General features: G+C 55.9%; 15 protein-coding genes and 1 pseudogene. 13 read left to right on the top strand and 3 right to left on the bottom strand.

Annotated features, from left to right (window positions below; all coding sequences use genetic code 11):
* Nucleotides 1–5 precede the first annotated feature (5 nt).
* Complete coding sequence (locus VQ830_RS17485) at nucleotides 6–638, bottom strand: glutathione S-transferase family protein (RefSeq protein ID WP_337269433.1); 633 nt, start codon at nucleotides 636–638, stop codon at nucleotides 6–8.
* Nucleotides 639–746: 108 nt separating this feature from the next.
* Between VQ830_RS17485 and VQ830_RS17480 the strand changes: the two genes are divergently transcribed.
* Together VQ830_RS17480 and VQ830_RS17475 are read left to right on the top strand one after the other, a co-directional pair.
* The gene (locus VQ830_RS17480) at nucleotides 747–1,634 is read left to right on the top strand and encodes a LysR family transcriptional regulator (RefSeq protein WP_337269432.1); all 888 of its coding nucleotides are present in this window, start codon (nucleotides 747–749) and stop codon (nucleotides 1,632–1,634) included.
* 121 nt (nucleotides 1,635–1,755) lie between these two features.
* On the top strand, nucleotides 1,756–2,922 hold the full coding sequence (locus VQ830_RS17475) for an SMP-30/gluconolactonase/LRE family protein (RefSeq protein ID WP_337269431.1): 1,167 nt from the start codon (nucleotides 1,756–1,758) through the stop codon (nucleotides 2,920–2,922).
* Nucleotides 2,923–3,170: 248 nt separating this feature from the next.
* Here the strand turns inward: VQ830_RS17475 and VQ830_RS17470 are convergent, their stop codons facing one another.
* Together VQ830_RS17470 and VQ830_RS17465 are read right to left on the bottom strand one after the other, a co-directional pair.
* Nucleotides 3,171–4,916, bottom strand: coding sequence for an extracellular solute-binding protein (locus tag VQ830_RS17470; protein ID WP_337269430.1), 1,746 nt, complete (start codon nucleotides 4,914–4,916; stop codon nucleotides 3,171–3,173).
* Between the two features lie 104 nt (nucleotides 4,917–5,020).
* Nucleotides 5,021–5,923: an NAD(P)-dependent oxidoreductase gene (locus tag VQ830_RS17465; protein WP_337269429.1), complete on the bottom strand. Its 903-nt coding sequence runs from the start codon at nucleotides 5,921–5,923 to the stop codon at nucleotides 5,021–5,023.
* A gap of 349 nt (nucleotides 5,924–6,272) precedes the next feature.
* On the opposite strand from VQ830_RS17465, the gene VQ830_RS17460 reads away from it, so the two are divergent.
* The 11 genes and pseudogenes from VQ830_RS17460 to VQ830_RS17405 form a co-directional block, all read left to right on the top strand.
* On the top strand, nucleotides 6,273–7,061 hold the full coding sequence (locus tag VQ830_RS17460; RefSeq protein WP_337269428.1) for a glucose 1-dehydrogenase: 789 nt from the start codon (nucleotides 6,273–6,275) through the stop codon (nucleotides 7,059–7,061).
* Between the two features lie 84 nt (nucleotides 7,062–7,145).
* A complete protein-coding gene (locus VQ830_RS17455) occupies nucleotides 7,146–8,219 on the top strand; it encodes a zinc-binding dehydrogenase (RefSeq protein WP_337269427.1) in 1,074 nt (357 codons plus the stop codon).
* Between the two features lie 95 nt (nucleotides 8,220–8,314).
* On the top strand, nucleotides 8,315–8,599 hold the full coding sequence (locus tag VQ830_RS17450; RefSeq protein WP_337269426.1) for a YciI family protein: 285 nt from the start codon (nucleotides 8,315–8,317) through the stop codon (nucleotides 8,597–8,599).
* Complete coding sequence (locus tag VQ830_RS17445) at nucleotides 8,596–9,609, top strand: Gfo/Idh/MocA family protein (RefSeq protein WP_337269425.1); 1,014 nt, start codon at nucleotides 8,596–8,598, stop codon at nucleotides 9,607–9,609. Before VQ830_RS17450 ends, VQ830_RS17445 begins: the two co-directional genes overlap by 4 nt.
* A 13-nt stretch (nucleotides 9,610–9,622) precedes the next feature.
* Entirely contained in the window at nucleotides 9,623–10,606 is a 984-nt protein-coding gene (locus VQ830_RS17440; protein ID WP_337269424.1) for a zinc-dependent alcohol dehydrogenase, read from the top strand.
* Nucleotides 10,607–10,610: 4 nt separating this feature from the next.
* A complete protein-coding gene (locus tag VQ830_RS17435) occupies nucleotides 10,611–11,669 on the top strand; it encodes an SDR family oxidoreductase (RefSeq protein WP_337269423.1) in 1,059 nt (352 codons plus the stop codon).
* A 98-nt stretch (nucleotides 11,670–11,767) separates the two neighbouring features.
* Nucleotides 11,768–12,574 carry a dioxygenase family protein gene (locus VQ830_RS17430; RefSeq protein WP_337269566.1) on the top strand — a complete coding sequence of 269 codons (807 nt, stop codon included), beginning with the start codon at nucleotides 11,768–11,770 and terminating at the stop codon, nucleotides 12,572–12,574.
* Nucleotides 12,575–12,576: 2 nt separating this feature from the next.
* Nucleotides 12,577–13,641, top strand: coding sequence for a maleylacetate reductase (locus VQ830_RS17425; RefSeq protein ID WP_337269422.1), 1,065 nt, complete (start codon nucleotides 12,577–12,579; stop codon nucleotides 13,639–13,641).
* A gap of 73 nt (nucleotides 13,642–13,714) precedes the next feature.
* Nucleotides 13,715–13,870 (top strand): hypothetical protein, encoded by a 156-nt coding sequence (locus VQ830_RS17420; RefSeq protein ID WP_337269421.1) that lies wholly within the window; start codon nucleotides 13,715–13,717, stop codon nucleotides 13,868–13,870.
* Between the two features lie 107 nt (nucleotides 13,871–13,977).
* Nucleotides 13,978–14,286 (top strand): Dabb family protein, encoded by a 309-nt coding sequence (locus VQ830_RS17415; RefSeq protein ID WP_337269420.1) that lies wholly within the window; start codon nucleotides 13,978–13,980, stop codon nucleotides 14,284–14,286.
* A 109-nt stretch (nucleotides 14,287–14,395) separates the two neighbouring features.
* A pseudogene (locus VQ830_RS17405) lies at nucleotides 14,396–15,101 on the top strand (IS110 family transposase); the annotation flags it as partial.

The following is a 15,101-nucleotide window of genomic DNA, read 5'->3' as shown; positions in this document are numbered from 1 at the left end:
GAGGATCAGGCGGCAGATCCCGCGCTTTCGACGAGGCCTTCGGCGCGCAGAAGTGCTTGCTGGACTGAGGGGCGGGCGCCCACCGTTTCAAACCAGCGCGATAGGTTTGGGCAGCCCTCAAGGGTCAGACCTGCGAACTGCAGCCGCCAGATCCATCCGAAATGGGCAATATCGGCAATCGTGAATGCATCTCCAGCGACGAAGGGCTGCGAAGCGAGCTTGGCATCGAGCAAACCGAGAAGCCGCTCTGCCTCGCTGGTGAAGCGGGCTTCGGCAATTGGCTGCGGCTCTGGCGACGAGCGTTTGAAGAAGCCGGCATTTCCAAAGGCAGGGCTAACACCTGAGGCGTGAAAGAAGAGCTCTTCGAACACCCGTGCGCGGCTAACATTATCCTGCGACAACAGCTTTCCGGTTTTCTCTGCGAGATGAACAAGAATGGCAGCGCTTTCCGTCAAGACGAAACCATCGTCGACAAGAACTGGAACCTTCCCGTTAGGGTTGAGAGCAAGAAATAAGTCATTCTTCTGCTCGCCCTTGCGGACATTGACCGGCTTCAGCTCGTAGGGCAGCCCCATCTCTTCGAGTGCAATCAGCACCTTGACGCTGTTTGGCGTGGCAAAGGCATAGACTTCAATCATCGTTTAACTCCAACAAACCGTGTTCTGTTGAGGGAAGTTATGACCATTCCTCACAGGTTGCGGCAGGCGGGATGAAGCGATAATGCTTATTCCCTAGGAGAATAAGCGATGGACAGATTGCAGGCGATGACGGCCTTTGTGCGTGTGGTGGAGACGGGTTCTTTCTCGGCGGCTGCGCGGCAGATCGGTGTGGGACAGCCGGCGATCTCCAAGACGATCGCCCAACTGGAGGACCGGCTGCAGGTCCGCCTTCTGGTGCGATCCACCCACGGTTTAACGCCAACAGATGCAGGTTTGCGCTTCTTTGAGCGTGCCAGGAATGCGATCCAGGAGGCGAATGAGGCCGAACTTGAGGCAAAGGGCGCAGGTGCGGGCCTTTCAGGCCGGCTTCGCGTCTGCGCTGCGACGACATTCGCCAGGATCATGATCCTGCCTCATCTCCCACAATTTATGGCGAGCCATCCGGATCTCGAGGTCGATGTCATTCTCGACGATCGCATGATCGACCTCGTATCGGAGGGCATAGACGTTGGGCTCAGGATGGGCGACCTTCCTGACTCTTCTGCGGTTGCGCGAAAACTTGCCACAGGCCGCCGCTCCGTGTTGGCGACCCCAGCATATCTCGAACGTCACGGCATACCGCTCGTTCCTGCCGAACTGGCAGCTCATCAGGCGGTCGTCTATACCCAAACTGGCAGCACCTGGACTTTCAATCGCGAGGGGACGCAAGCATCCGTTGTCGTGACGGGCCGGACACGCTTCAGCGCTGCGGAAGGCATCCGGACCGCCGTCTTGTCTCACTTGGGCCTGACGGTTGCTTCCGACTGGATGTTTGCACCGGAACTGGAGAATGGCGCAGTGGTGCGGATCCTGGAAGACTGGAACCTTCCATCGATTGATCTTTGGGCTGTCTTTCCAACCGGTAGATTGGTAAGCGCAAAAGCACGCGCATTCGCCGATTTTGCGGAGTCAGTCGTTATTCCACCAAGCGTGTAGCCCGCACGACTTGAGCTTTGTGTTTTCTTTTCGGCGAAAGCCTGCTGTGTGGCTGCCAATCGATCAAACAGGAACTTTACGACATCTACGAGGTTCGAGGGGCCAACGAACGGAGGCCCTTATGCAACGGATGTTTATCCCCAGCGTCCTATCGAGCGCAGCAGTGATCATCGCTCTTACATCACCAACGCTCTCCAATGCGCAAACAATGGAAAGGCTGACGAACAAGGCAAAGGAACTGGTTGCGCCCGTAGCCGGCAAGACGGATGACCGGCTGCAGAAGGTTGCGACGTTCAAGCATCAGGTTACCGGAGTGACCGTCTCTGAGGACAGCCGAATATTCGTCAACTTTCCGCGCTGGAGCGAAGACGTTCCAGTCTCCGTCGCCGAAGTCATGACGGACGGCTCGATAAAGTCCTATCCCAACAATGAGTGGAATGCTTGGCGTAACGCGAAGATGTCGGAGATATCTGCGAAGGATCACTTCGTGACGGTGCAAAGCGTTGTTGCCGACGGGAGAGGGTCGCTCTTTGTCGTCGATCCCGCCGCACCAAACAGCGAAAAAACAATCAAGGACGGCCCAAAGTTAGTTCAGATCAACCTGCAAACGAATGACGTCAAACGCGTTTATCCCTTTGCGCCCGACGTCGCTGGTCCGGCAAGCTATCTTAATGATGTTCGCATCGCACCCGACGGAGCGTTCGCCTATTTCACAGATTCCGGTCAACCAGGCGGGCTGGTGGTTCTTGACCTTAAATCCGGGAAGTCGTGGCGGGTTCTGAGCGATGATCCATCCACACAGTCCGAAAAAGACGTCGTTGTTCAGGTCGACGGGAAACCGCTTCGCCGCCCGGATGGCCGTCAACCACTCTTCAATGCTGACAGCATTGCGCTCTCGAAAGATGGGAAGACGCTTTACTGGAAAGCCTTGACCGGCAAGACCATGTATCGCATTTCGACGGAGGCACTGCAGCGAGCAAATCAAGATCCGTCTGCAGCCAGAGCAGAGAAATACGCCGATACCGAGCCGACAGATGGCCTGTGGATCGACGATGAGAACCGCATCTACCTCAGCACCATGCAAAACGACGGCATTAAAATCCTGGGGTCCGATGGCAAGGTCGTTCCGCTGCTCCAGGATAGTCGGCTTCGCTGGCCGGACACCTTCGCCCAAGGGCCGGACGGGACGATGTACATCACGGCTTCCCATATTCAAGATTCTCCCTGGTTTCATCAGGGCTGGTCAGATGATTCCTTCACACTCTTCAAGTTTGCCCCGGCCAAATAACGAGACTTGATCACCCTGCCGGGCGCGTGCTTTGTTGATCTCATTCGACTGCGTTTTTCGGGGCGATTATTTTTTGGCGTTTTACCGTCGGTCAACAAGATCTTTGCGCCGATCCGACACGATAGAAGGCTTTGCCTTCGATAGGGGCTGAGGAAATTCGGTCGCTTACCGGAGCATGTACGTCTTGGGCCGAGCTTGCGAAACTGGAGAACTTAAACGGCACGTCGCTCATACTGACGGTTGTCTACCTACGACCGCCATGCCTCTTCAGGAGATAGGAAAGCGCCGGATGGAATGGCTGTTGAACCGGTCTTCAGTTGCCGGTCAATTTCCCTCGCGGCATCCGCAAGGGCATCCTTATCTGACTTTAATCCGCACAACGCGTTGTGGACCTCTTCGCCCAGGATCCGCTCTAGCCGTGTATATTGAGGAATATTCGGCCGCTGCCATGTGTGCAGCAGGTTTTTCTTTGCTAACTGATCCACAAACCTCACGATTGGCGAACTTGCCGCTGCTTCCGGATCGGCACTGACGGAAAAGCGAGGAGCGATGGGGAAGCCGTTTTTAACGTGAGCCTTCATCGCCTCTCGGGAAGCCATCCAGGCGATTGCATCGGCTGCCAATTCAACGCGTTCATCAGGCAGGTTTGTTGGGATGCAGAACAAAAAGCCTCCGATTGGTGACGCCCGTGTTCCGCCTGGACCGGAAGGCTGAGGTATATATTCTACACGCCTTTTGACCACAGAGTGCACATCATATTCAAAACGTGCCGCCCGCATCGTCCAGAAATAGCCGAGGCTCGCTTTTCCCTTCATGAAAACGTCTAGCGTTCTGTCCCAGGCCATGCTCAGAATATCCGGAGGCGAGATGTCGATCAGTCGCCGCATGAAATCAAGCGTGGCCAATCCGGCGTCGGAGGAAATGGTACAGTGGAGTTCCTCTAAATCAACACCCTCAAGGGTGAAGCCCGTCCTCGTCTTGCGCAGCGAGATGGCCGGCTGTCCACAAGCGCCGAGGAAAAACATGAAGCTTGAGGCGATCGGCATCCCTCGTGCACCGTCCCAAACGGCGCCATACATGTCATGGGAGGGCGAGTGAAAGTGGCGGCCAGCAGAGATCACATCCTCGAAAGTACGCGGAAAATCCAGTCCCGCGTCGGAGAATAGGTCTTTGCGTGCCGCGAGGATCGCGACCGTACAGTATCCCGGAACGCCGTAGTCGCGGCCATTCCACCTTGCCGTCGACCAGATGGAGGGATGAAAATCCAGTGGATTGATGCCCGTCTTCTGAATGAGCGTGTCCATGGAGCGAATGACGCCTTTTTCGACAAACTCTCCGAGCCAGGGAATATTGATCGCAATCACATCGTAATCGGAGACTGAATTGGATCGATTTTTAAGGACCAGCCGATAAAGATCGGGTAGCGGCAGCAAATCGAAGTTCTTGCGGGAAGCAAGATTGTTCCGGAAGTCGGCCCACATGTTGCGCATGGCCGAGAAATAATTGTCGTCGTTCAAAAGAAAGCGAAGCTCGATTTGAGATTCAACCCGCTTCTGGACAAGGCGCATCGGCGGGATGATGTGAGAGCCTAAGGGCGTCCCACCGAAATAGTAATCGTCCTCTTGCTCACCACTTCGGTATCCCAGCGTTTGCGCGAGAAGCGACTTCATCCTCCCGGCATAAACCTGAAATGATTCCAGCAAACGTTCACTCGGCTGAAGCGCAAAGCTCTTGCCCGTCCGACCTTTGGCGACTTTCACAATGTAGCCGGCCTCGATCAGACGATTGATGAGGCGCATCGACGTGGCGTAAGGAATGCCGGATTCCTGCCCCAAGGTCGATATCGTCACTGTCTGACTGCGGATGTGGGATTTGATAAGAAAGGTTACGATCTTCCACACCGGATCCGCGTCGAAATCGCTGACCACGTCCTGGAAAGGTCGTCGGGCCTTTTCCAGAAATTCTATGACCCGGAGCATCTCGTATTCGTTCACGTCGGCCTCCCGTCCGTCGTGTCAATCTTCCTTGATGATCATCGCGCCAGCGCCGTTAAGGCAGCGGACTCGTAACGACATCGACAGGCTCATTTTAGGGGTTATCACGGAGCTGGATTGGGCGTAAGCCCGGCAAGCCGTTCAGCCTGTTCGAAGAGCACGAAAAAGTCTTTTTCTGCCAGTCCCTCGGTGTAAGCCGCTTCGTATTGCTGACGGATCATGGAGGCGAGATACATCGGAACATGATCGGTTCGCGCTGCTCCCAAGATCAAATCAAAATCCTTCATCATCTGGGAGACTGAGAACGCGGGATCAAAATTTCGGTTGAGCAGTTGGTCCCTCTTGTAAGCAATCAGGGGAGAGGAGACCGCGCTTTCGCAAATAACGGAAAGCATCGTCTCAAGCGTCAGGTTACCTTTTAAGCCGAGCGCCAAAGCTTCGCCCAGGAGGGCGGAGGTAGCCCCAACCAGGGCATTCAAGACGAGCTTCAGATAGCGGGCCTCTTCGGCCTGGCCTACGTAAAAACGCCGAGAGGCAAAGCACTCGAACATCGGCTCCACGAATTTGTACGCATCTTCAGGGCCCGACGCCATGACTGACAGTGTTCCGGAAGAAGCCGTGGTCGTGCTGCCCGAGACCGGGGCGCGCAGATAAGCTACACCAAGGCTGTTCATCGCCTCGCCGACTTCTGCAGAGATTGCCGGAGACACCGTACTCATTTCAACGAGCGTCTGTCCGTCTTTCATAACGCTGGCAAGACCCCCAGGCGAAAAGACGAGATCACGCAGGACGGCATCATTCGGGATCGTCAGGACGATGACGTCTGAGGCGGCGCATAAGTCCTCGATCGAATGGGAGACATTTGCGCCCTCGGCCACGATCGTTGCGCGATTTTCGGGCAAGGGCTCGTAAACATGGAGGAGATAGCCAGAGTCGAGAACACGGCGGCTCATGGGCGCTCCCATCTTGCCAATTCCAGCCCAACCGATTGAAAATTTCTTGCTCATCCTGTCCTCCCGTATCTCCCGCTGGCCGGCTTCCTCAAGCTCGTTGGCCATATCGTCATGAGAAATGCTTGATGCTGCAGACCACAGATCGATGGCGGCCGCAGTCTTCACGCAAGTCCAATATGACCCGCTGAGAACAGAATGCCCGCGGTAAAATATCCATATTGGATAATAATGGGTTTGTTAGGCGTGACGCTTATCAACTAGCCTCACATCGTGGTCGTCGGACATTTGCGTTAGGAGGTAACGCAGGCCTGTCCTTCTAAACGCGATTACTGGCCCACCTTCAAGATGCGGATCGATTTTATCACCGGCCGTATCAGGACGTGGGATTTGGAGGAGATGTTCAGTGAGCGAATCTGTGAAGGATAAGGTCGCGATTGTCACCGGCTCCGGCCGGGGCATCGGTGCCGCGATTGCAACTGATCTTGCGTCGAAAGGCGCCAAACTCATTATTGCCGATCTGAACCGCGATGCCGCCGATTCTGTGGCTACACGAATTGTCTCGCAAGGAGGGCAGGCGAAGGCCGCGTCCGTCGATGTGTCGGATCGCGCTAGCGTGAAAGCCCTTATTGCTGAGGCCGTATCGCACTTCGGTCGGGTGGATGTGATGTTCAACAATGCGGGCATCAGCCAGACATGTCCGTTCCTTGAGGTAACTGAAGAAGATTTCGACCGCATCATGAAGATCAACGGCGTTGGTGTTCTGATCGGGACGCAGGAAGCCGCTAGGCAAATGATTGCTCAAGGCAGCGGCGGTAAAATCATCAACACAGCATCGATAGCGGGTAAGCAAGGCTATCCTTTGTTTGCACACTACTGTGCCTCCAAATTTGCAGTGGTGGCGATCACGCAGGCAGCCGCGCGTGCTCTGGCGGAGCATCACATTACGGTCAATTGCTTCGGTCCAGGCGTCGTCGCAACAGAACTGTGGCAGCAGCTCGATCGAGAGTTCATGGAACACGGCCTCACCTCGAAGCCGGAACAAGCCATAAACGAATTTTCGCAATCGATCCTGCTCGGTCGCGTCTCGACACCAAGGGACATCACCGGGATGACGACCTTCCTCGCCTCATCGGCATCCGATTACATCACCGGCCAGACGCTCATGGTCGATGGCGGCATGGTGCTGATCTGACTTTGATGAATTGAGCTGCAGCTTGCGAGCTGAATTGTTGCGCTCTGGAGCGCTGTATCGGGCGACACACGAAGAGGAACGAAAATGAAAGCGGTTCGCTACTATACGAAAAAGGATATTCGCGTCGAAGACGTTCCAGAACCGTCAGGTCCGCTTGGCGATGATATGGTTCTGATCGAGCCGCTCGTGTGCGGCATATGCGGCACCGACCTGCACGAATATATCGCCGGACCGATCGTTACGCCGAATACGCCTCACGTTTATTCCGGTGCAACACTGCCGCAGATCCTGGGCCATGAGCTTTCAGCACGAGTCGTTGCGGTGGGCAAGAACGTCACGCATGTGTCACCCGGATCGCGAGTCTCCATCCAGCCGCTCATCTCTCCGCGCGATGACTATTATGGACGGCGCGGCCTTTTTCACCTGAGCGAAAAAATGGCGTGTTTCGGTCTGTCTTGGGACTGGGGCGGCATGGCGGAGCGTGCGGTTCTGAATGGCTATAACGTATTTCCGGTTCCCGATAGCGTCAGTGATGTGCAGGCGGCTATGATCGAACCCGCTGCTGTTGCGGTCTATGGTGTCGACCGGGGCGGAGTGGAAGCCGGAAGCACGGTCCTTGTGTCCGGCGTCGGTCCGATTGGTGCGCTTGTGCTCCTGGCGGCTCGTGCTGCCGGGGCCACCACGATCTTCGTCTCGGAGTTGAACGCCAATAGGCGGATGTTGGCTCAGAAGCTCGTGCCGGAAGCTATCGTTTTCGATCCGCGTGAGACCGACACGGATGCACTCTTTCGTGAGCATACCGAAGAAGGTGTGGGTGTCGATGTTGCGCTGGAATGCGTTGGCGCTGAAGCTTCGCTCAATCTGTGCGCCAAAGCCGTCAAGCGCCAAGGCACGGTGGTGCAGGTTGGATTGCACGTCAAACCGGCGGCGATCGATGCCATGCTGTGGGCTTTGAAGGACATCACAGTGGAAGCAGTATGGTGTTATCCGGTGACGATCTGGCCAAGGATCGCGCAAATGATCGGAGCCGGCATCTTCCCTGTCGAGCAGATCGTTACCGCCGAGATCTCCCCTGACGATGTCGTTGAGAAAGGCTTCGAAGCGCTTCTCGACCCGAACGCATCTCACATGAAGATCCTTGTCAACATGAAAGGCTAAGCAGTCGAAGGCCTTCGATCGCGGTGGCTGCAAGCAGCGAATTTTGAAACGGCCACACCTGACCCCCGAGTGGCAGAAAACCGAGGTTATCAATTATGCACTTCATCGTTCATTGTCTCGATCATCCGAACTCCGTCGAGAAACGCCTCGCAAATTATGAGGCTCACAAGGCATATCTTGCGTCTGGAACGACCAAAACAGTTATTTCAGGACCTCTTTTGGCGGATGACAACGAGACCATGATCGGCTCGCTGTTCCTGTTCGAAGCCGAAAGCAAAGAGGAAATTGTTGCCTTCAACAAGGCTGACCCGTTCACGGCAGCAGGTGTCTGGAAGACCGTTAACATTCATCCCTTCAACAAGCGGGTGGATAACAGATGACTATTAGAGAAGATCGTCCTGTCATTGCTGCAATCGTCGGGCTTGGCTGGTGGGGCAAGAAAATGGCCAGCTTGGTCAATGCCGGCGAGGCGGAAATGCACTTCATTCGTGGCATTGACCCAAATCCCGAGGCTGCCGGTTTCGCCAGTGAACTCGGTCTGCAGTTTTCTTCAGATCTTGCCGATGCTCTCAATGATCCGAATATCGAGGCAGTGGTTCTGGCAACGCCCCACTCGTTGCATCAGGACCAAATTGCCCGTGCGGTTGGCGCTGGTAAGCATGTGTTCTGCGAAAAGCCTTTGGCTATGACCAGGAAGGATGCCGAGGCTTCGGTTTCGCTTTGCCAGGATGCCGGCCTGGTGCTCGGCATGGGGCACGAACGTCGTTTCGAGCCGCCAATCGCTGAGATTCTTGATGCGGCCTCCAGCGGTAAGCTCGGGCGGCTGTTGCAGATCGAATCGAACTTCAGCCACGACAAATTCCTGAACCTTGATCCGTCCAACTGGCGGCTGAATGCCGAACAGGCGCCGGCCGGTGGCATGACAGCAACCGGAATTCATCTCACCGATCTTTCCGTCAAGTTAATGGGCCCAGCCAAGGACGTGCGTGTGGTTTGCGAGAATCTGGCATCCAGTATCCCGCAGGGCGATACGATGAGCGCCCATATCCGCTTCCAGGATGGCGGATCTGCCTATGTATCCGCAACGCTCGCGACTCCTTTCATCTCGCGCTTTGCCGTTTTCGGTACCCTTGGCTGGATCGAAGTGCGCGACAAGGCGCATGTCGAAGCTCCAGATGGCTGGATTGTGACGGAAGGCTGGAAGGACAAGCCCATCACCGTTCGTGAGGTCGCCCCCGCCGAACCGGTTCGTGACAATTTGCGTGCATTTGCGCGCGCTGTGCGCGGGACCGCCGCCTATCCGATTACGGGCGAGGACATGATCAACAATATCGCGCTTCTGGAAGCGATCATTCGCTCAGCGCGCTCCGGCGTCGTCGAGCAACTGTAAGTGGAGGATTAACATGAAGGCTTTGGTATTCGAAGCGCCCGACAGGCCGGTCATCGTCGATGCAACAATGCCGGAAATTTCGCCGAACGAGGTTCTCGTGCGAACCCGTGCCGTTGGCATATGTCACTCCGATTACGAGCTTCTCGCGGGACGCTATATCATCCCGATTTCGTATCCGGTCACGCCGGGACATGAATGGAGCGGTGAGATCGTTGAAGTCGGACGCAATGTCACAGGGTTCAAGGTTGGTGATCGTGTTGTCGGCGAGTGCGTTGTTCGAACCCCGGAACGGCTTCATCACTTCGGCTTTTCAATGAGCGGAGCTGACCGCGAGTTTTTCAACGTCAATCCGGAGTGGTTGCATAAGCTTCCCGATGCCGTAGACGACAAGAAGGCTGCTCTAATTGAGCCATTCACATGCGGTTTTTACGCGGTCATGCGCTCTGGTGGTACGAATGCCAGCGAGACTGTCGTCGTATCCGGCGGAGGAACGATAGGACTTGTTTCCGCAGCTGCCGCCATCGGAATGGGTGCACGTGTCATCGTCGTCGATCCCCTTGCAACCCGACGCGATGTTGCCGTCAAGCTCGGCGCCGATGCCGCGATCGATCCATCTGACGGCGGTGCAGCCGAGCGCATTCGGGAAATGACAGGCGGCCAAGGCGCGGACCTTGTCATCGAAGCGTCCGGACACGATGCTTCACTGGCTGCCGCTTTCGATTATGCGAAGGAGGACGGCAGGATGTCTATGGTCGGCATCAACATCGGCCGAAAGGTCCCGTCTGTCCTTGGTCAGATCCAGATGAAAAACTTGACTGTCAGAGGCTGTATCGGCTCGCCGGGCGTATGGCCGGCAGCAATTCGCTTCTTGGAGCGCACCGGCATCAACCTTTCGCCGATCCAGACCCATGACTACGCGCTGACCGATGCGGTGGACGCCTTCAGTTTCGGCAAGGACGCGACCAAGAGCATCAAGATTACTCTTTTGAACGGTTGATCCTATGGAAAATCACGCGCTGATCGTCGGAGCTACCGGTATTGCCGGCAGTAATCTAGCTGAGCAACTTTTGTCTCAAAGCGGCTGGAAGATTACGGGGCTTTCGCGAAGCGAGAGCCCACTTAAAGGCGTCGAAACTTCAAAATGCGATCTCACCGACGCGCAATCGGTCAGCAACGCGCTTGACGATGTCTCTCCGACCCATGTCTTTATCACCGCTTGGGCACGCCAGGACACGGAGGAACAAAACTGCCGGGTAAATGGCGGTATTGTCAAAAACGTGCTGGACGCTTTGCAAGGCCGCGGCGTTCGGCACGTTGCGCTGGTGACTGGGACGAAACACTACCTGGGTCCTTTTGAATCCTATGCCAAGGTGGCTCCTGAGACGCCATTCAGAGAAGAACAGGAACGCCTGCCCAACCAGAATTTCTACTACGTACAGGAAGACGAAGTATTTTCTGCAGCTGAGCGCGAGAAGTTCACATGGTCGGTGCATCGCCCGCATACGCTGATCGGTTATGCGGTCGGAAACGCGATGAACATGGCTGCAACGCTCGCGATCTATGCGTCCATCTGCAAAGAGACAGGAATGCCTTTCTTGTTTCCGGGATCTCCTGAGCAGTGGCAGGCGGCGACTGACGTAACGGATGCGCGGATATTAGCCAAGCAACTTGCCTGGTCCGCAACCACGCCGGCCGCAGGAAACATGGCCTTCAATATCGTCAACGGCGATATCTTCCGCTGGAAATGGCTCTGGCCGCGCATCGCAGCCTATTTCGACATTGAGGCGGCTCCTTACCCTGGCAAGCCAGATCCTCTGGAAGCGAAATTGACGGAGGCAGGTCCGATCTGGGAAAGACTTGTTGCCAAGCACAACCTGAAGCCAAACCCTCTCTCTCGCGTGGCGTCATTTTGGCATACGGACGCTGATTTGGGGCGTCAGGTTGAAACCTTCAATGACATGACCCGAAGCAGGAAGCTGGGTTTCCTCGCCTATCAGGACACGACGGAATCCTTCACCGACGCTTTCGACAGGCTACGCGCAGACCGGATTATTCCGTGATCTGAAGGAGGTGTGATTTGAGCGAGGCGACCGATAGACACGAGTCAGAAATTGGTTATTTCACCGAGGAAAATTCCATTGAGACGGTGACCAACCGAATGGGCAAGGATGTCGACCAGAGGCTTGCCACCATCATGGCGGGTCTGGTGAAGCATCTCCACCAATTCGCGCGCGAGGTCGAACTGACACAAAGCGAATGGGAATATGCCATCGGCTTTCTAACAAAGACTGGTCAGATCTGCAGTGCGGAACGGCAGGAGTTTATTCTGCTCTCCGATACACTCGGAGTGTCCATGCTCGTCGATGCGATCAACAATCGTCGTCCTGAGGGAGCAACCGAAAATACAGTTTTCGGGCCGTTCCACGTTGAAGGCGCGCCTGTTCGCCAAATGGGCGAACAGATTTGTCTGGATGGCAAAGGCGAAAGCTGCCTCTTTACTGGACGGGTCATCGATCTTGACGGCAAGCCCATCGAGGGAGCGCACATCGATGTTTGGTCTGACAATGCGGAAGGGTACTATGATGTGCAGCAGCCGGACATCCAGCCGAGATGGAACAATCGCGGCGTTTTCATAACTGGAGCAGACGGGCTTTACAGCTTCGTCGGCATCAAACCCGTCTCTTATCCCATTCCAGACGACGGTCCTGTGGGAAAGATGTTGGCTCATCTTGGACGCCATCCTTACAGACCAGCCCACATGCATTACATGATCCGCGCCAAAGGGTTCCAAAAGCTTGTGACTCATACCTTCGTCGGCGGCGATGAATACCTCACCTCTGACGCCGTGTTCGGCGTGAAGAAGACGCTGATTGCTCCATTCGTCCGGGTCGAGGGTGGTGAAACTCTGTGGCGCTCCGACTTTGATTTCGTATTGGCGCCCGCGGAAAACTTAGCTGGGGGATAGAGATGGACGATTTTGTCTACAATGGGAATCCGGCTCGGGTCATTTTCGGCAGCGGAACGATTTCGCGCCTTGGAGATGAGGCTAACCGGCTCGGCGTTCACCGCGTGCTTGTCCTATCCACGCCTGAACAGGCCGGGCATGCTGAGGAGATCGCTCGTCACCTTGGCGATCGTGTTGCCGGCATTTATTCGAAGGCCACCATGCATACGCCGGTGGAGATAACTTCGGATGCGATGCAGGTCGTCGAGACAGTCGGGGCGGACGCCGTCATTTCGATCGGCGGCGGCTCGACGACAGGTCTTGGGAAAGCCATCGCATTTCGAACCGATCTGCCGCAGATTGTGGTGCCGACGACCTATGCCGGATCCGAAGCAACCCCGATTTTGGGCGAGACGGAAAATGGGCGCAAAGTCACCAAGTCCGATGCGCGTATCCTTCCTGAGGTCATCGTTTACGATGTCGATCTGACGCTGACATTGCCGGTCTCAATGTCTGTCACGAGTGGCCTCAATGCCTTGGCCCATGCGGTCGAAGCGCTTTACGCGCGTGAGACCAATCCAATTATCTCGCTCTTGGCTGAACAGGGAATTGCAGCTTTCGCGCAAGCGTTGCCGTCGATTGCCAAAGACCCTGGCGACCGACAAGCCCGGACCAAGGGGCTGTATGGTGCATGGCTGTGCGGCGTGTGCCTCGGCTCTGTTGGGATGGCGCTGCATCACAAGCTCTGCCACACATTGGGTGGAATGTTCAATTTGCCCCATGCCCCCATGCATACGGCGGTTCTGCCGCATGCCGTTGCTTACAATGCATCGGCGGCGCCCACGGCAATGGCCACTATAGCAAAGGCTCTGGGCGCAAATGATGCAGCGACAGGACTTTACGATCTAGCATCCAGTCTCGGGGCCTCGATGCAGCTGAAATCGATGGGGATGCCTGCCGATGGTGTCGAGGCTGCTGTCGAGCAAGCAATGTCGAACGCCTACTGGAACCCGCGACCTCTGGAAAAGGCTGGTCTTCGCCATCTGTTATCGAATGCTTATGAGGGGGAAAGGCCGCAGCGGGCCTAGGGAGATCGTCGCTCATCGTTGAAAGCGCCCAGGAAGTGATAGGCGATCTTCACAATAGAGAGGAGGAAGCAAAATGGGAGGACATGACATGGGAAGGACGCTCGCCATGCTGTGGGAAAAAGTCATCGATTGGCTCTCCGTTTTGGGGTCGGCACACGTGGTCGATGATGGCGTGGAAAAGAAGATGGATCGCCCCAGGAAAAAGCCGCCGACCAGCTCCGTTTGGTAGCGCGCGGAAGCGAAAAACGAACCCGTAAACATAGCCGGCTCGGATCAGGTTCGCGCCATTAAGAATGCGTGCGCCTTGTCCGGCCCCATGCAGATGGAGACTGTCCAGTGATCAAGCATATTGTCATGTGGAACGTCAGTGGTGAGACACCTGAAGAGAAGCGGCGAACTGCGCTGATCGTCAAGGAGAAGTTCGAAGCGCTGGCGGACCAGATTCCCGGTTTGAAGAAACTGGAAATCGGAATCGATAGCAGTCGCATTTCCTATGCCTGTGACGTCGTGCTCTATTCCGAATTTGTAGACGCCGATGCCCTTAGATCCTACGTGGATCATCCTTTACATCTCAGAGTAAAGGCCGACCTCGAAGGTATGCGCATTTCAAGACATCAGGTGGATTATCACGTTCAAGACCTGTGAGGTCGCGACCGGCCACTGCCGGAAATTCAATCGCCTGAGCTGATGATCTTTTTTCAAAAAGGAGGTGGCATGAAAGAGGGCACCTCCGCCGATAGAACGGATCACTGAGATGCCGGTGAAGATCGAGGGACAGTCACACTTCCAGCCTTTCGGCTTATCCTGTTGGGGTTTTGCAGATCTCAACACGGGAGTTGGAAGCATGACTGCCTCTTATGAATACCATATCGGAGTGGATTATCATAAGTCTTATAGCCACCTGGTGGTGCAGGACTCAGCCGGGAAGACATTACNCCTCTTATGAATACCATATCGGCGTGGACTACCACAAATCCTATAGCCACCTTGTCGTCCAGGACAGCAGCGGCAAGACGCTGAGATCCGGCCGGGTGAAGAACGATCGCCAGTCGCTCGGTGGGTTTCTCGAACGCTACCGGGAAAACAGCCATGCGGTTGTCGAAGCGACGCGCAACTGGATGGTGATGTACGACTGGCTCGACGACATTTGTGACGATGTCGTTCTCGCCCATCCGTTGAAGGTGAAGGCGATCGCCGACGCCAAGATCAAGACCGACAAGATCGACGCGACGGTGCTGGCGCATCTGCTGCGGGCCGACCTGGTGCCGGAGGCCTGGGCGCCAACCGACAAGGCCCGAGAGCTGCGCGTCGCCCTGCGCGAGCGGATGTTTTACGTGCGGCTGCGCACGATGACGAAGAACCGCATCGTCACGGTGTTCGATCGCTATCCGGAGCAGACGGCACAGTTGAAGAAGCTCGGCGATCTGTTCGGTAGGGCCGGCCGCATCCAGTTGGCTCAG

Source organism: Oryzifoliimicrobium ureilyticum, assembly GCF_037199735.1.
In the GTDB taxonomy this organism is placed as follows: Bacteria; Pseudomonadota; Alphaproteobacteria; order Rhizobiales; family Rhizobiaceae; genus Rhizobium; species Rhizobium ureilyticus.
The sequence above is the reverse complement of the archived record's forward strand: the minus strand, read 5'-3'. Positions and strand labels throughout refer to the sequence as shown.